Source organism: Undibacterium sp. SXout7W (assembly GCF_049339385.1).
GTDB lineage: Bacteria > Pseudomonadota > Gammaproteobacteria > Burkholderiales > Burkholderiaceae_D > Undibacterium.
Map to the genome: position 1 here is coordinate 83,361 of NZ_JBMPPF010000019.1, position 16,154 is coordinate 99,514.

General features: G+C 47.1%; 15 protein-coding genes. 8 read left to right on the forward strand and 7 right to left on the reverse strand.

Translation table 11 applies throughout. The features are described 5' to 3' along the window. Nucleotides 1-113: 113 nt before the first annotated feature. Nucleotides 114-1,466: a metalloprotease PmbA gene (gene pmbA / locus ACO0LB_RS16770; protein WP_423051127.1), complete on the reverse strand. Its 1,353-nt coding sequence runs from the start codon at nucleotides 1,464-1,466 to the stop codon at nucleotides 114-116. Nucleotides 1,467-1,549: 83 nt separating this feature from the next. Here pmbA and yjgA point away from each other — a divergent pair, with 83 nt between their 5' ends. The 5 genes from yjgA (at nucleotide 1,550) to cysK (ending at nucleotide 5,466) form a co-directional block, all read left to right on the forward strand. Then, entirely contained in the window at nucleotides 1,550-2,155 is a 606-nt protein-coding gene (yjgA, locus tag ACO0LB_RS16775) for a ribosome biogenesis factor YjgA (RefSeq protein WP_423051129.1), read from the forward strand. Further along, complete coding sequence (mog, locus tag ACO0LB_RS16780) at nucleotides 2,148-2,768, forward strand: molybdopterin adenylyltransferase (protein ID WP_423051131.1); 621 nt, start codon at nucleotides 2,148-2,150, stop codon at nucleotides 2,766-2,768. The genes yjgA and mog overlap by 8 nt, the downstream gene beginning before the upstream one ends. A 134-nt stretch (nucleotides 2,769-2,902) precedes the next feature. Next, on the forward strand, nucleotides 2,903-3,148 hold the full coding sequence (locus ACO0LB_RS16785; RefSeq protein ID WP_423051133.1) for a hypothetical protein: 246 nt from the start codon (nucleotides 2,903-2,905) through the stop codon (nucleotides 3,146-3,148). A gap of 36 nt (nucleotides 3,149-3,184) precedes the next feature. Next, nucleotides 3,185-3,856: an alpha/beta hydrolase gene (locus tag ACO0LB_RS16790; protein WP_423051135.1), complete on the forward strand. Its 672-nt coding sequence runs from the start codon at nucleotides 3,185-3,187 to the stop codon at nucleotides 3,854-3,856. A gap of 635 nt (nucleotides 3,857-4,491) precedes the next feature. Next, nucleotides 4,492-5,466 (forward strand): cysteine synthase A, encoded by a 975-nt coding sequence (cysK, locus tag ACO0LB_RS16795; protein WP_423051137.1) that lies wholly within the window; start codon nucleotides 4,492-4,494, stop codon nucleotides 5,464-5,466. Nucleotides 5,467-5,800: 334 nt separating this feature from the next. On the opposite strand, the gene ACO0LB_RS16800 is transcribed toward cysK, so the two are convergent. Then, the gene (locus tag ACO0LB_RS16800; protein ID WP_423051139.1) at nucleotides 5,801-6,343 is read right to left on the reverse strand and encodes a YaeQ family protein; all 543 of its coding nucleotides are present in this window, start codon (nucleotides 6,341-6,343) and stop codon (nucleotides 5,801-5,803) included. Then, nucleotides 6,343-7,215 (reverse strand): formyltetrahydrofolate deformylase, encoded by an 873-nt coding sequence (gene purU / locus ACO0LB_RS16805; RefSeq protein ID WP_423051141.1) that lies wholly within the window; start codon nucleotides 7,213-7,215, stop codon nucleotides 6,343-6,345. Before purU ends, ACO0LB_RS16800 begins: the two co-directional genes overlap by 1 nt. A gap of 306 nt (nucleotides 7,216-7,521) precedes the next feature. On the opposite strand from purU, the gene ACO0LB_RS16810 reads away from it, so the two are divergent. After that, nucleotides 7,522-8,547, forward strand: coding sequence for an NADP-dependent oxidoreductase (locus ACO0LB_RS16810; RefSeq protein ID WP_423051143.1), 1,026 nt, complete (start codon nucleotides 7,522-7,524; stop codon nucleotides 8,545-8,547). 161 nt (nucleotides 8,548-8,708) lie between these two features. On the opposite strand, the gene otnI is transcribed toward ACO0LB_RS16810, so the two are convergent. From otnI to ACO0LB_RS16825, 3 genes are all read right to left on the reverse strand, one after another. Next, nucleotides 8,709-9,497, reverse strand: coding sequence for a 2-oxo-tetronate isomerase (gene otnI, locus ACO0LB_RS16815; protein WP_423051145.1), 789 nt, complete (start codon nucleotides 9,495-9,497; stop codon nucleotides 8,709-8,711). A 10-nt stretch (nucleotides 9,498-9,507) separates the two neighbouring features. Beyond that, the gene (locus ACO0LB_RS16820; RefSeq protein WP_423051147.1) at nucleotides 9,508-10,467 is read right to left on the reverse strand and encodes a bile acid:sodium symporter family protein; all 960 of its coding nucleotides are present in this window, start codon (nucleotides 10,465-10,467) and stop codon (nucleotides 9,508-9,510) included. Between the two features lie 212 nt (nucleotides 10,468-10,679). Then, complete coding sequence (locus ACO0LB_RS16825) at nucleotides 10,680-12,776, reverse strand: TonB-dependent receptor (protein WP_423051149.1); 2,097 nt, start codon at nucleotides 12,774-12,776, stop codon at nucleotides 10,680-10,682. Between the two features lie 215 nt (nucleotides 12,777-12,991). Here ACO0LB_RS16825 and ACO0LB_RS16830 point away from each other — a divergent pair, with 215 nt between their 5' ends. Further along, nucleotides 12,992-13,681, forward strand: a complete 690-nt coding sequence (locus ACO0LB_RS16830; RefSeq protein ID WP_423051151.1) for a hemerythrin domain-containing protein — start codon at nucleotides 12,992-12,994, stop codon at nucleotides 13,679-13,681. Between the two features lie 468 nt (nucleotides 13,682-14,149). On the opposite strand, the gene ACO0LB_RS16835 is transcribed toward ACO0LB_RS16830, so the two are convergent. Then, nucleotides 14,150-15,712 (reverse strand): deoxyribodipyrimidine photo-lyase/cryptochrome family protein, encoded by a 1,563-nt coding sequence (locus ACO0LB_RS16835; protein WP_423051153.1) that lies wholly within the window; start codon nucleotides 15,710-15,712, stop codon nucleotides 14,150-14,152. 318 nt (nucleotides 15,713-16,030) lie between these two features. Between ACO0LB_RS16835 and ACO0LB_RS16840 the strand changes: the two genes are divergently transcribed. Further along, the coding region (locus ACO0LB_RS16840; protein WP_423051165.1) for an acyloxyacyl hydrolase at nucleotides 16,031-16,154 on the forward strand (124 nt) is incomplete at its 3' end.

Consider the following 16,154-nt stretch of genomic DNA (forward strand, 5'->3'; position numbering starts at 1 on the left):
AATCAGCAACATTCTCGTTGGTTGACTGTAGTTGGCTGTAGTTGATTTTATCCCACGGTCATCCTGTCAACTGCGATCGCTCAAAACATGTCACCGAATACTGATACGGAAAATCAGCCTCCAGCTATCGTCATACTTTCCAGCAAAATAGAGCCGGTCTGTTTTGTACCTAAGGTCATCTTGTCAGCACCAATGGCAACGATTTGTCTGAACATATCGCGCATATTGCCAGCGATCGTGATTTCCTCTACCGGATATTGTATGACACCATTCTCTACCCAGTAACCTGAGGCACCGCGTGAATAATCGCCCGTAACATAATTCACGCCCTGCCCCATCAATTCTGTGACCAGCAATCCAGTCCCCATTTTCTTGAGCATAGCAACGAAATTATCACTACGTTTGGTCAGCGATGAAGTCATCGCCAGATTATGCGAACCGCCGGCATTTCCTGTGGTTTGCATACCCAGCTTACGTGCCGAATAAGTGGATAAAAAATAGCCTTGTACGATACCGTCACTGACCACATCACGTTTTCTGGTGGTCACACCTTCATCATCAAACGGGGATGAGCCAACGGCACCAATAATATGAGGGTCTTCGTGAATCTGAATGTGTTCAGGAAAGACCTGTTGCCCCAGGGAGTCGAGTAAAAAGGACGATTTCCGGTATAAGGCTCCACCGGATGTCGCCTGAACGAAAGAACCCAGCAAACCTGCTGCCAATGGCGCCTCAAACAAGACCGGGCATTTACGGGTATCGAGTTTTTTGCCATGCAACCGCGCCAACGCCCGCTCGGCAGCGTACTGGCCGATGGCTTCCGGCGAAGCCAGTTTTTTTGGATTACGTTGCGAAGAATACCAATGATCCCGCTGCATCTTCGCGCCCTTGCCTGCGATGGGCGCTACCGAAATGGTATGGCGTGAAAATGGATATCCGCCCATGAAACCGCGAGAATTCGCCGCCACGAAATGGGATTGCTGGGCATGTACACTCGCCCCTTCACTGTTCGTGATCCGCGGATCAACAGCAAATGCAGCGGACTCCGTACGCTTTGCCAGTTCAATCGCTTCTTCTGCGCTGATCAGCCACGGATGGCACAGCTTCAGGTCACGCGGATGCATTTCCAGTAATTCTTGTTCCGGTAATCCGGCACAGTCATCTTCTGCCGTGAAACGGGCAATGTTGTAGGCGGCGTCGACACTATCCCGTAATGCCTGCGTTGAGAAATCAGAGGTGCTGGCATTGCCACGTTTCTGACCGATATAGACCGTAATGCCTATCCCTTTGTCGCGATTCTGCTCGATGGTTTCTATCTTTCCCTTGCGTACGCTGATCGATAAACCGCCGCCCTCACTAATTTCGACAGCTGCATCGGAAGCACCTTTTTCGCGGGCGAAACGCAACATATCCTGCGCAATTTGTTTTAATTGATCTTGGGAATGGGTAAAAGCAGGTTTGCTCATAGACAGGGTTTCTTTGGGTACTGGACTAAAAAGGGTATCATAGCAGCCGTTTCATTAAGTTTATACTAAAGGCGCAGAGAATTATGCCAAATCCAAACCGTGGCTCATGTGGCTACCAATCCAACGAATTCGAACAAGAATACGACCGTCCATCAAAATCCCAACTGAAACGCGAAATGACAGCGTTACAAAAACTGGGGCAAGAGCTGGTCGAGCAACCGCGTGATCGCGTGAAGCGCGTCCCCATGCCAGAAGATGTGCGCGATGCCATTCTTGAATGCCAGCAAATCACGAACCACGAGGGTCGCCGCCGCCAAATGCAATATGTTGGCAAGAAAATGCGTACGCTCGATGAGGAAGAAGTCGCGTTGATTCAAAAAACGATCGACAGCTGGAAAGGTGCGTCCAAATCAGAAACAGCCGCCATGCACGCTCTTGAGCGCAAACGCGACAAGTTGCTGACTGACGATAACACACTGACTGAATTGTTAGCAGAGCACCCTGAACTCGATGTGCAGCAATTGCGTACCCTGATACGGAATGCGCGCAAAGAGCAGGCAGAAAATAAGCCACCAAAAGCATATCGTGAAATTTTCCAAATTCTGAAGCAATTGCAAAAAGCACCATCAGGCGATCAGGCAGACGACGATTATTCCGATGATGAAGAGCAGGACGAGGATCATGAGTGATAGCAAGAATCAGGACCGTGCATTGCGCATAGGACTGGTATCCGTTTCCGATCGCGCCTCGGCTGGCATTTATCAGGATCAGGGTTTGCCAGCGCTGCAAGACTGGTTGACTTTGGCTCTCAGCACGCCGTGGGAATTAGAAACACGCTTGATTCCTGATGAACGTGCGGCCATTGAGCAGGCACTGATTGAATTGGTCGACGTGGCGAAATGTGATCTGGTGGTGACTACAGGTGGCACTGGCCCGTCGCGTCGTGACGTGACTCCGGAGGCAACGCTGGCAGTCGCGACCAAAGAGATGCCTGGTTTTGGTGAACAGATGCGGCAAATCAGTTTGCAATTCGTGCCGACTGCCATCTTGTCACGTCAGGTGGCAGTAATACGTGAAACAGCTGATCATGCGGCACTGATTCTGAATTTACCAGGACAACCAAAGTCCATCAAGGAAACGCTGGAAGGTCTGAAAGATGCCGAAGGCAAACAACTGGTGTCCGGTATTTTTGCGGCAGTACCTTATTGCATCGATTTGATCGGCGGACCCTACGCAGAGACAAATGAGGCCGTTTGCAAGGTATTCAGACCAAAATCTGCCATCCGCAACAAAGCTGTCTAAATACGCGGCCTGAATGCACTGTGATGCTGCCTGATGACGCTGGCAGCGCCATTCTGATCCTTTGCTATCAATCTGATCCGAAAAGACCATTGATTTGAGCGTATGCGTTGCCAGTACATCGCCGGACATGAAACATGGCAAATCAGATCACAGATAAGAAGTTCCTGAACGCCATCAGGCATCGCCAGCAAAATGTGGGGCTGGACTATCATTTTTCGATTTGTAATTTTTTATTTGTCATGTCGATTAAGACTCAATTCGGACTGCGTATCGGTCAATTGAACACAAGCATTGACGTTCAAATTTTGATGGCAATAGCGATGGCATCTGCGTTTACGATTACAACGATGATGGCGACTTCATTACCGATCATCGGATAAACACCTACATCAACCAAGAAAAAGGCTACACCTGACATGAGCACATTACTTGATACGATAGAACTGGAAAGCACCCCGAATCCCAGCGTGGCCATTATCTGGATGCATGGACTGGGCGCGGATGCGAATGATTTTGTTCCCATCGTCGAAGAACTCAATCTGGACGGCTGTCCCGGTATCCGTTTTGTTTTCCCGAATGCACCCACCATTCCTGTCACGATCAACGGCGGCTATGTGATGCGTGCCTGGTACGACATTCTGGGTCTGGATATTGCCAATCGTGAAGATGAAAATGGTTTGCGTTCTTCACAAGAGGCGATCAATCAACTGATTGCCCGCGAAATTGCACGCGGCATTCCAGCGCATCGCATCGTACTGGCGGGGTTTTCGCAAGGTTGCGCAATGGCGCTGCAAACAGGTTTGCGCTATCCGGAAGCACTGGCTGGCCTGATCTGTTTGTCCGGTTATCTGCCTTTGCACACCAAGCTTGCTGCCGAACGCAGTGCCGCAAACCAAGGTATTCCGGTGTTAATGGCACATGGTCGTATAGACCCTGTCGTATCTATCCAGCGCGCGGAACAATCGCGTGACGTCCTGAAAGACTTAGGCTACGCCATCGAATGGCATGAATACAGCATGCAACACTCTGTGTGCCAGGACGAGATTATCGACATCGGCAACTGGTTGCAAAACCGGTTTGCGGCGTAAACCCTCGCCTGCAGGGTTCAAACGCGGAGCTGGTACATCTGCTGTCGGTTTATGCAGGTGTACAGCTTATCAATCGCCTGTCCGTAATTCATACTCAATTCATGTGCAATCCATACGCAATCCAACTGTTGCGCTATGCAATCAGCGGCAAAGTGCCGTTCCGCTTGTATAGCGTTAAAATATACTCCCCATAGTATATTTATACCTGCCTTATATTATGCTGATGATGGAACGAAAATTGTCCATACTCCCCATTTTTTAGAATTTTTCTTCTTTTCAAGCAGCATTGTCATGGGATAGCCAATCTCACTCACCGCACAGAGCTACTCTGCTGCCTGTGCGATTATCCCGATACCAATCCTGGCTACCGATTTTCATTGCATATCAATATTCATTTAATTTCTTTGGCTTTCGGTCGAATTTGGCTTACTCTCACAAGCATCACGCCTTGCTCAGCCTGCATTCAAATCAAGGGAACATTCCGCGATTTGACGCACAGCGGCCAGGACATGAATACCAGAATGATGCATCGATATGCGCCGGACATCTTGCCAGGCAACGATAGACGAGCCTGATGTCCTACCGCAGCATGCATCATGCTTACTCGTTGTTGATTCTTCACACAAGGAATTTATATGGCACTTTTTTTGAATAATGCAGATTCCATCGGCCGTACACCACTCATACGCCTCAATCGCATCACGGATGGTGCGGGTGCGACCGTACTGGCAAAAATTGAAGGCCGTAATCCGGGCTACTCCGTCAAATGTCGTATTGGCGCAGCTCTTGTGGCGGATGCAGAGCAACGCGGCCTGCTCGGTCCTGGCAAAGAACTGATTGAGCCAACCAGCGGCAATACCGGTATCGCACTGGCCTTTGTCGCTGCGGCAAAAGGGATTCCTCTGACACTGACCATGCCCGAAACCATGAGTATCGAGCGCCGTAAGCTGCTGGCAGCCTATGGTGCTAAATTAGTGTTGACCGAAGGAGCAAAAGGCATGAATGGTGCCATTGCCAAAGCCGAAGAAATCCGTGCCAGTGCGCCTGATCGCTATGTCTTGCTGCAACAGTTTAAAAACCCGGCTAACCCGGCTATCCACGAAAAAACCACGGGACCCGAAATCTGGGAAGACACCAATGGCGGGTTGGATATTTTTGTGTCTGGCGTTGGTACCGGTGGCACGATTACCGGCGTATCCCGCTACATCAAGCAAACAAAGGGCAAATCCATTCAAACAGTCGCGGTGGAGCCAACAGCAAGTCCGGTCTTGACGCAAAAACGCGCAGGGCTGCCGTTGCAGCCGGGGCCACATAAAATCCAGGGTATTGGTGCTGGATTTGTGCCGGATGTGCTTGATTTATCGCTGGTCGATCAGATTGAACAAGTGACCAACGAAGATGCCGTTCTCTACGCTCAAAGACTAGCCAAAGAAGAAGGTATTCTGGCGGGCATCTCTTGTGGCGCAGCGGTGGCTGTTGCGGTACGACTGGCAAAGCTGCCTGAAAATGCAGGCAAAACCATCGTCGTGGTTTTGCCAGATTCTGGTGAGCGTTATTTGAGTTCAGTATTATTTGAAGGTTACTTCGACGCCAGCGGTATCGCCGCCTGATTTTGCTTCAAAATCTGACGCGCACGTGGAGGCACCTGTTTTTCACGCAGTAGAAAAATCAAAAACAGGTGCTGGCAGTTGTTATAGCGGTTGCAATGAACCGCCATAAATCGCAAATGAGAAATTGATTGACGCCATATTCGACACCCTCCTCATTTGGGATCGAGGGCGTTAATGCTTCATTCACATCACCTTCATGAGTACCAACTGACTTGTTGGCGATTTGATGATGTAATGATTTGATGTGATTGTTTTTGAGACAGATGCAGGACAATATCTATACTTTATCTCGACTGTCCAGCATCTGCTCCGCAGCTTGTTCAACCAAACCAGATCAAGCAGCTTCTTTCAGGGTTTCCAGATCAATTTGTACCGAAATATCGCCTGAAGACATCCAGATTTGTCCGTCCTGTATCGTACATTGCAATTGCATAGAGCGTTGTGCGAGTTTTTCCAGTGCCAGACTTTGTTCGTGCGGCACGTTCATCACCCTCAAATTTTTAGCCCTGTCGAGACGGCTATTCATCTGCTTCCACCAGATATCACTGGCTGCCGCAAAGCTATACACCACCACCGATTCTGAGCGACCACACGCCTTTAACAGACGACGATCATCCGGCTGCCCTACCTCCACCCACAACTGTATCGCATCCGTATAATCTTTCAGCCACAAATCCGGCTCTTCGGTATCTGAAATACCTTTACCGAACTCCAATCTTTCCGCCGCATGAATCGCAAATGCCAGCACACGTATCATCATGCGCTCATCTGTTTCGGACGGATGACGTGCAATCGTCAGACTATGATCGGCGTAATAACCTCTGTCCATATCCGAGATATTCAGATCAGCCTTGTAAATAATCGATTTCAGTGCCATTACTTGAATACCACCGTTTTATGTCCGTTCAATAAAATACGGTGCTCGACAAAACATTTCACAGCACGCGCCAATACCACGCATTCCACGTCACGTCCAATAGCAGTTAATGTCTCCGGATCCATCGCATGATCCACCCGCTCCACATCCTGCTCAATAATCGGACCTTCATCCAGATCACCTGTCACAAAATGCGCCGTCGCACCGATCAGTTTCACACCACGCTCGTGAGCCTGATAATAGGGTTTAGCACCTTTAAAGCTAGGCAAGAAAGAGTGATGAATATTGATGGCTTTGCCTTTTAAAGCATCACACATTGCCGGAGACAAGATTTGCATATAGCGTGCCAGAACAACCAGCTCAATCTCATTCGCAGCCACGATATCAAGTACTTTCTGCTCCTGCGCCTGTTTCGCCTCTGCCCCTGCACCAGTAGCCAGAGGAAGATGATGGAAAGGAATATTGTAGCTGGCCGCAAGCTGATAAAAATCCGTGTGATTAGAGACAATGGCTTTAATCTCTACCGGCAATAAACCGCTTTTGTAACGGAACAATAAGTCATTCAGGCAATGACCGATTTTAGACACCATCAGCATCACGCGCGGTTTGTGGTGTGCATCGTGCAGCTGCCAGTTCATTTGCATGCTGTCACCCAAGTCGGCAAAGTCTGCACGCAAAGCCGAATCTGTCATCACAGCATCTTCGACTGCGAAATGGACGCGCATAAAAAACGTCGCTGATTGAGCATCACCAAACTGTGCGGAATCAATAATATTGCAGCCGTGACCAGCAAGAAATCCCGAAACGCTATGGACAATGCCGCGTTGATCTGGACAAGACAAGGTAAGTATATATTCTGGTCGTAGTGTCATGATGTTAAGTAACGCCCGGGAAACCTGTCAGGTTCATCCGCTATGACGATTATGTTGATAAAAATGATTGAATGCCAAAAATTAACCGCATATTGTCGCATGTTCAGGCAAACTATTCCTGCACCATCATCAGGATTTCAGGTTTTTTATACGAAGCATAAAAGCACGATCGTTCTAATTAGTGTATAGTGAATTCCATTGCGTGCAATCTAAACGACCAAGTAATGTTCGCAAACAAACTTTATTAACAAGTACCAAGCTAACGAATACCAACCCTACACAACATATCAAATATCAGGAGACTACATGACTACGTTGACGAATCAGCAATTCAGACTCGCCGCCCGCCCGGTTGGTACGCCAAAACACAGTGACTGGACGTTCAGCGCTGAAACCGTCAGGGATCTGCAGGAGGGTGAAATTCTGGTGCAAACCATCTATATCTCGTTAGATCCTGCCATGCGCGGATGGATGAATGAAGGCAAATCGTATATTCGTCCTGTGGCGATCAACGAAGTGATGCGCGCTGGCGGTGTCGGCAAAGTCATCGCGTCTGCGTCATCACGCTTTGCCGTTGGTGATTATGTGTCCGGTGGTACTGGAGTACAACAATACTGGATCGGTTCTGCAGACGATAAAACAGCTGCATTTTACAAAGTTGATCCGCGCCTGGCACCACTGCCAAAATATTTAAATGCACTGGGAATGCCAGGCATGACCGCGTATTTTGGTCTGTTGGATGTCGGTCAGCCTAAAGCTGGTGAAACCGTTGTCGTCTCGGGAGCTGCCGGTGCAGTTGGTCAAACAGTGGGTCAGGTCGCAAAACAAAAAGGCTGCCGCGTGGTTGGTATCGCTGGCGGCAAGGATAAATGTGATTTTGTCGTCAATGAGCTGGGGTTTGATGCCTGCATTGATTACAAAACGGGTTCCGTGCGCGATGGATTAAAAGAACATTGCCCGAACGGCGTTGATATTTACTTTGATAACGTCGGTGGCGATATTTTAGATACAGTGCTGACCCGCATCAATCTGAAGGCTCGCATCATTATCTGCGGTGCGATCTCGCAGTACAACAACACCACGCCAGTCAAAGGACCAGCAAACTATCTGTCACTGCTGGTTAACCGTGCACGTATGGAAGGTATCGTCGTTTTTGATTATGCCGCACGCTATGGCGAGGCTGTGACTGAAATGGGCAAATGGATGGCTGAAGGTAAATTTCAGACACGCGAAGATATCGTCAAAGGCATAGAAACATTCCCTGATACATTAATGATGCTATTTGAAGGAAAGAACTTCGGAAAACTGATACTGCAAGTGAATGAAGAATAACCAGCAGCAGATAAATTAATGACGATGAAGGCAGCAAAATGAGTTGCAGCAGTTGAAGTCATCAGCACAACTAAAGCGGCACTCTGAAAAAATCAAAAGGCAGCGAAGTTCGCTGCCTTTTTTAGTGAATATGTTAGTGGTTAATCACCACGGCAACCGATTCAAAGCCAGGGTCTCAGCCAACTCAGCCCCTCGGAAGTGCCGGCACGTGGCCGATATTCACACCCTATCCAACCGCTGTACCCCAGTTCATCAATCAACTGAAATAAATAAGGATAGTTAATTTCTCCGATATCAGGTTCATGCCTTCCCGGCACACCTGCGATCTGAATATGACCAATGCCAGCATGAGGCCGAATCATATCGCGTCGCAGTTTGTCGGCAATATTCCCTTCCATCATCTGGCAATGATAGATATCAAACTGCACTTTGAGATTATCGATACCGATTTCTGCACAAATTTCTTGCGCCTCATCCTGACGATTTAAAAAATATCCGGGCATATCACGGTTATTAATCGGCTCGATCAGAATGGTGATATTTTCTCTTGAGGCCAGCAACGCGGCATAAGCCAGGTTGCGCAGGTATACAGCTCGATGACGCTCTTTATCCTGATCAGGACCCAGCAAACCTGCCATGATGTGTAAAGTACGATTTCCCAGAACTCTGGCGTAATCAAGCGCTTGGGCAATCGATCGTTTAAAGTCATCTTCCCGTCCTGGCAATGAAGCAATGCCACGCTCGCCAGCCTGCCAATCGCCCGGATGTGCATTGAACAAAGCTTGCGTTAAACCATGTTCATCTAAAAGCTGTCGTAATTGCGCTACCGAAAATTCATATGGAAATAAAAATTCCACTCCCTTAAAACCATCTCTGGCAGCTAAGGCATAACGTTCCAAAAATGGAACTTCGGTATACATCATGCTGAGGTTCGCAGCAAAACGTGGCATGATTTTCTCCTTATCTTTTGGCATAGCGCTGCGCCAGCACAGCACAAACCATTAACTGCAACTGATGAAACAACATCAACGGCAACAACACCATACCGACGGTATGACTGGCAAACAATACCTTGGCCATAGGAACGCCACTGGCCAGGCTTTTTTTGGAGCCACAAAATACAATCGTGATCTCATCTTCTTTATTAAATCCCAGCCGACGGCTGGTCAGCATAGTCAGCCCCATAATGATCGCCAGCATCACCGCGCTGATCAGCAACAGACTAATCAGCATCATGAAAGGTAACTGATGCCACAATCCCTGCACGACCGCTTCACTGAACGCGACAAACACAACAAGCAGAATAGAACTCTGATCCACAATTTTTAATGTGCCGGCATGTTTGTCTATAAACGACTGCAGCCAGGGGCGAGCCAGTTGGCCGGCAACGAACGGCAACAATAATTGATAAATAATTTTGAGCATGGCATCAGCAGAAGCATGACTCTCACCATGCGCAACCACCAGCAGATTGACGAGTAAGGGTGTCAAAAAAATGCCGATCAAATTACTCGCCGATGCACTGCAAACAGCCGCAGGAACATTGCCGTGTGCGACTGAAGTAAATGCGATCGATGATTGAACAGTAGAAGGCAATACGCACAAAAAAAGTATGCCCAAATAGAGTTCCGGCGTGACCAGCATCAGCAATGCCGGCTTCAACATTAAACCTAAGATAGGAAATACGGCAAACGTAAATGCCATTACCAGCAAATGCAACCGCCAATGTGTCATCCCGGCGATGACGGCTTGACGAGACAGCTTGGCACCATGCATGAAGAACAGCAATGCAATCATCGCCGTAGACAGATGATCGAATGCCAGCGCGTAAAGACCTTTGGCTGGAAACAGGCTGGCGATACAAACGACCAAAAACAACATTAAGGTCATGTTATCGGGTAAAAAACGAGGACGTTTCATAAAATCTGGCAAGTTTTAACGTCCACTGATTGTACTTGAATTAGCTTTTTTTCACTCGGACAGCATCATGCAAAAACGGCCTACCGCTAAGCAGTAAGCCGTTTTTGACGATGTTTTACCTTCTTGACTGAGACAGTCCTGATTGCGATGTTTGACTATGACATTCGCTCAAGCCCAATCAACAAAACCAGTCAGCAAAATCAGTATAAGCATCAGAATTTCGCATTCAATCCTACACGCAAGGCGCGCGGAGAACCTGGCGTAATGTTGTTATTGCTATTGGCGAATGCGTAATACTGTTTATCCAACAGATTTTCGATGTTCAGTTGCACATTCAGGTTTTTGTTCACTTTGTAGTACAACGCTGCATCGACACGGGTAAAACCTGGAACTACGACCAGATTATCTGTCGAAGCATAAATCTCGCTGCGATAGACTATCCCCATACCAGCTCCCCAGGTAGCGTCAAAATTATAGCGATTCCAGAGTGATGCGCTATGTTTGGGAACCTGAGCCAGCTTGGCACCAGCCAGCACGGTAGCAGATTGTGTCTTGGTAATGATAGCGTCCTGATAGGCATAACCTCCCATGATGCTCCAATCTTTTGTCATGTTGCCTGTCACACCTAGCTCTATGCCTTTACTCCGCTGGCCATCAACTAAAATCGATTTACTGGAATCCGCAGGATCAGTAATAGCGACATTGCTTCTGTCTAACTGATATACGGCCATACTGGCAGAGAGATCACGGCGAATATCCCACTTGACACCGACTTCAATATTTTTGAACTCTTCTGGATCTAAAGCCTGATTAGTCACGGTCAACGACGATAGCTGGTCACCAGCACGAGGGACAAATGCCTTACTGTAGCTGGCGTATACAGATATTTCTGTCATGGGTTTAAACACCAGACCCAGTCTTGGTGATACGGGGGTATCCGTCGTCTGAATACGATCACCGCTGCGATTATTGGTGAAGTCAACATCAATGCTGTCTCGCCGCAGACCTGCCACCAATTGCCATTGCGACGAGAACTCTGCTTGATCCTGAAAATACACAGATTTGCTTGTCACCACACCATGATTATTGGCATCAGTCGCTGCCTGTTTAAATACAATGGCGGATGTAGATACAGGGTTCGTTAATGGCACATTGACTGCGGTGATATTTGAACCAAGCGAAGTGAAATACGCAGTATTACGGAAATTATCTGTTTCCTGTCTTGCTAGCTCGACACCACCAACCAAGGTGTGACGTATTGAACCTGTATTCACATTCCATGTCAGATCAGTCTGATTAAAGAAATTCTTACGTTGCGTCGCATTGTTATAGCCAGAGAGAGACACCGTTGTACCGACAGCATTCACGGCGCCGGGGACGATATTTTGATAAAACTTGTCGTACTCTGCATAACGGGTACGATTACGCAGATTCAGATTATTTCCAAAATCATGATCGTACTGCGCCGTAAAGGCATCGACTTTCGCCCAGGCAGTATTCAGGTTAGCATCACCGAAAAATGCGGATGGGTCGGTATTGAGTGGCCGCCCCTGAAACGAAGGAACACCACGATCCGCAGTACGTTCATCTTTAAAGTGCTCATAACCAAGCACCAACATACTGTTGCTATCAAGTTTGAAAGCAACAGTAGGATTAATGCCTGAGCGCTTTAGATTAAAATTATTACGATAGCTGTCAGAATTTTCAACGACACCAGTCACACGGGCAGCCACTGCTTCATTGATTGCCTGCCCTGCATCTATGGTGAGGCGTCTCGTATTCCACGAGCCCAATGTCAGACTTGCTTCGCGTACGGTATGCCATTCAGCCTGCTTGGTCACCCGGTTAATCACACCACCGGAGCCCCCGCGACCAAAGATCATCGCATTTGCACCTTTAAGCGCTTCAACACTGTCAATATTATAAAAATCCCGATAGTACTGAACATCATCTCTGATGCCATCAACATAAAAATCACCCGTCGAACTATTTCCACGAAACACTGCTGTATCGCGATTCCCTTCGCCTTGCGCGGCGACGATGCCCGGGACATAGCGAATAACATCGGCAAGACTTTGCAAACTTTGATCCTGAATCAACTCTTTACTTACGACGGTCACCGCTTGCGGCGTATCGCGCAGTAAAGTATCTGTTTTTGTCGCGACTCGACTGTTTTTGATGTTATAGCTACTTTCAGCAACCCCAGTAACTTTTACTTCTGGCAGTGCAGACTCAGGGGCATCGGCCTGTGCAAATGCGGGCAAAACCACGCTACTCAGCAACGCAGCCAGAGGAGTTAAGCGAATCATGATCAAAATCCTTACATATCAGCAAAATATTGAGTGGCTGGCTGATAGACAAGTTTGATGGCTATGTGGCTGGCTAGATGACCCAATTATAAATAAGAATCACTATCATTACTATTAATAATTTATTCTGATTGCGATCATCCATTTTCCATGAAAAAGCAAAGTCGACAGCTGATCACAATAAAAGTCTTCTTTTGCCATAAAAATACTTCGTAATGAAGACAAATGCGCATTATTTGATCAGGCGCAAAAACAACAACGTAGCAAAGAGTAAAGTAAGCGAAACCACTTGCAGGGAGACAACAATGTCGATCAGAAATATTCATCCAGTGTCGTTAAGTATTATTCATGACGAACATGAACACTTATCTGCCGTTATTCAAGGCATGTTATATTTTGTGCGCTCAATCGAAGCTGGTGGCAAAGCACCTGATCTCAAAGTATTCCGAGCGATGCTGTATTACATCGCCGAATATCCAGAACGGATACATCATCCTAAAGAAGACCAATTTCTTTTTGCAAAAATAAAAGAGAGAACCCACCAGCTCGACGCCGAACTGGATGCGTTAATCGATCAACATAGTCACGGAGAGGCACTTGCTCATCGGTTGCAAGATGCTTTATTACACTACGAATTTGGTGGCCCCCAAGCTTTTCCTCGCTTTAGGGATCTGGTCGAGCAGTATGCGCAGTTCTACTATGCACACATGACCAAGGAAGAAGAAGTCATCATGCCTGTCGCTAAACAGGTGCTAAACGATGCGGATTGGAAAGAAATCGATGCTGCTTTCTTGGAAAATAGAACAATGCTGGATGATGCGGGTGAACGCTACCGCTACGATGAGCTGTTTTCGCTGATTGTCAATATTGCCCCAGCACCAATAGGCGTCGGCGATCCAGTCTGAATACTAGCGACATCAGCTCACGATCAATCGCGCTGGCAAACACATGAACGATTACTTCTGTGTTTGTTTCAAGCCACAAGCGCAATATAATTTTATGAACTATGCAGTAGTCTGGTGATCCAGACTACTCTTGTTACACTCAAAAGTAGCATCTTCAGTGCGGCAAGTAAGAGCGCTTCATCAAACCAATATTGAATGGCACGTCCTCAATCTCAGTGGGAGACCGTTCTGCGTCATTACCAGAATTGACCAGCTTCCTACTACTATTTGGCTTTGTTTTTTCTCGCAAATCTATTTCAGTTCAGTGCGTGCAAGAAGTATGACAAATGATTCATTGTAAACAATAGATCAAGGCTATGTCTGTCAATATAAGATTAACGCCATGTTTGCCCTCAACTGCTACTGAACTATTTAGTTTGAGTATAGAAAAAGCATTACTCAACTTAATTGAAACTTAAAGAGTGCCATTTAAAAATCAAAACTTTGTTGCTGAGAGCCGAAGTCAGATTTCTGGCGTAGCTGCCTAGGATTGCATTTTTCGTACATTTGCTGGGTCTGATGCGAACCGTGTTTTTCCAAGATCGCAGCTTTAGCTTCACGCACCTCTGCTTTGGCACGCACAGCATAAATCTTTGCTTTTGCTTCGCGGGTTGCGACCTCGAGATCCACCAAAGGTATGGCGATATCCAGACCAACTGTAACCCCGCACCGTTTTTGTACTTCTGATGGCATACACCAAGGCTGAAACAACCAATTATCGGGAACCTGCCGTAAGGCAGGCAACCAGCGCCGCACAAATTTTCCTTGATGGTCATAGTCTTGCGCTTGTTTAATGGGATTATAAATACGAGTTGTATTGATACCGGTCGTGCCAGCTTGCATCTGCATCTGACTCCAATGTATTCCTGGTTCGTAATCTAAAAACTGCTGCGCTAGCCATAACCCGACAGGACGCCAGTGCAACCATAACGGGTAAGACGCAACAGAAACCAGCATAGCCCGCATACGAAAATTGATCCACCCAGTCTCACGCAACATGGCTACACAAGCATCTACCATTGGCCAGCCAGTTCGCCCAGCGACCAGAGCAGCAAAATGCTCCGGATTCCATTCTGATTCACGCAGATCATCATAACCACGATGTAAATTGTGCATTTCCAGCTCAGGTTCTGACTCCAGCTTTTGAATAAAATGACAATGCCAATGTAAGCGACTCGTGAATGCTTCTAGACCTTTGCGGTGCCATTCCGCTCCTGGTTGCGTAGCAATTTGCAGCAGGCGTTTATTTGTCGCCTGCACTACCTCCCGCATACTAAGACAGCCCCAAGCCAGATAAGGTGAAAGGCGGGAACATGCTGTAGGTGCAGTCAATGGGGATGAAATACCACCCCGATAAGCGCTGCTACGTTCGAGCAAAAAATCCTGTAATACATCAACTCCGAGCGCTCGGCCACCACGCTGGCGGTAGGGTGGATCATAAGCAGATAAACCAAATTGATGAGCGGCGGGCCATACCTGTTTTGGCCAATTCAAAGAAAAGTTATTCAAACTGCCAGGTTCAGGTGGAGCCATGCAAGGTGCATTCATTTGCTGGTGCCAACGTTGACTCCATACCTTACGAGTAGAAAGGCCGCGCACTACGCCATGTTGGGGAAACTCTCGCCACGCGACACTTTTTTCACGACACCAGCGTGCAACATCCTTATCACGGGAAAAAGTAAAAGCATTACCTGTTTCTTCATGTGATACTAAAGTATCAAAAGCAGCACTAGCGTGAATTTGCGTCAACACTTGAGTGACATCCCCAACAGCAACGCGCAACTCGGCACCGGCCTGACGCAATTGACGTGACAAATCACGCAGACTTTCATATAAAAAATAGTAATGCTGCAATGAGGAGTCTGGTTGTCGCCAAAATTCTGGCTCTAAAATATATACGCATAGCAATGAGCCGCGATGCGCTGCATGCATCAGTGGCGCATGATCATACGCTCGTAAATCACGCTTGAACCAGACAACGGAATAAGTCATTTGATCAGCACCAGTAAATAGTCTTTTAAGTCATCAGTATAACGAAGCATCAAATCGACTTAAATCTTTGATCAATCAGCACCCGCATAGGCTTAAAGTTAATGTGATATGCAACACCTTTTTTAAAGATCGGATATTACTTTCTAAGCAAACCAAATGATGTACTGGATCAAATTACTAGTAAAAGCGTATGCTCCTTGCTGTCAGTAAACTTAAATGGGCTTAACTAATACTGATTTATAGAAAATTTTCAAGGTAAATAGAATAATTGGTTTCACTATGAACAAGGTATAGCTAACGGACCTAGGTATTACTCCGGTGTTCAGATTACAGAACGACAACAAAAGGGGATTTTATTCAGAAGCAGGTATCGGTCTTCATATGCTATCTGAAATCTATAACAACAATGGCCGTCAATTTTCGACGAACTTTCAGTTTGGAG

Excerpts from the sequence above, each read along its gene's own strand:
- pmbA (WP_423051127.1), bottom strand. The coding sequence starts at position 1,466 with ATGAGCAAACCTGCTTTTACCCATTCCCAAGATCAATTAAAACAAATT.
- yjgA (WP_423051129.1), top strand. The coding sequence starts at position 1,550 with ATGCCAAATCCAAACCGTGGCTCATGTGGCTACCAATCCAACGAATTC.
- mog (WP_423051131.1), top strand. The coding sequence starts at position 2,148 with ATGAGTGATAGCAAGAATCAGGACCGTGCATTGCGCATAGGACTGGTA.
- ACO0LB_RS16785 (WP_423051133.1), top strand. The coding sequence starts at position 2,903 with ATGGCAAATCAGATCACAGATAAGAAGTTCCTGAACGCCATCAGGCAT.
- ACO0LB_RS16790 (WP_423051135.1), top strand. The coding sequence starts at position 3,185 with ATGAGCACATTACTTGATACGATAGAACTGGAAAGCACCCCGAATCCC.
- cysK (WP_423051137.1), top strand. The coding sequence starts at position 4,492 with ATGGCACTTTTTTTGAATAATGCAGATTCCATCGGCCGTACACCACTC.
- ACO0LB_RS16800 (WP_423051139.1), bottom strand. The coding sequence starts at position 6,343 with ATGGCACTGAAATCGATTATTTACAAGGCTGATCTGAATATCTCGGAT.
- purU (WP_423051141.1), bottom strand. The coding sequence starts at position 7,215 with ATGACACTACGACCAGAATATATACTTACCTTGTCTTGTCCAGATCAA.
- ACO0LB_RS16810 (WP_423051143.1), top strand. The coding sequence starts at position 7,522 with ATGACTACGTTGACGAATCAGCAATTCAGACTCGCCGCCCGCCCGGTT.
- otnI (WP_423051145.1), bottom strand. The coding sequence starts at position 9,497 with ATGCCACGTTTTGCTGCGAACCTCAGCATGATGTATACCGAAGTTCCA.
- ACO0LB_RS16820 (WP_423051147.1), bottom strand. The coding sequence starts at position 10,467 with ATGAAACGTCCTCGTTTTTTACCCGATAACATGACCTTAATGTTGTTT.
- ACO0LB_RS16825 (WP_423051149.1), bottom strand. The coding sequence starts at position 12,776 with ATGATTCGCTTAACTCCTCTGGCTGCGTTGCTGAGTAGCGTGGTTTTG.
- ACO0LB_RS16830 (WP_423051151.1), top strand. The coding sequence starts at position 12,992 with ATGAAGACAAATGCGCATTATTTGATCAGGCGCAAAAACAACAACGTA.
- ACO0LB_RS16835 (WP_423051153.1), bottom strand. The coding sequence starts at position 15,712 with ATGACTTATTCCGTTGTCTGGTTCAAGCGTGATTTACGAGCGTATGAT.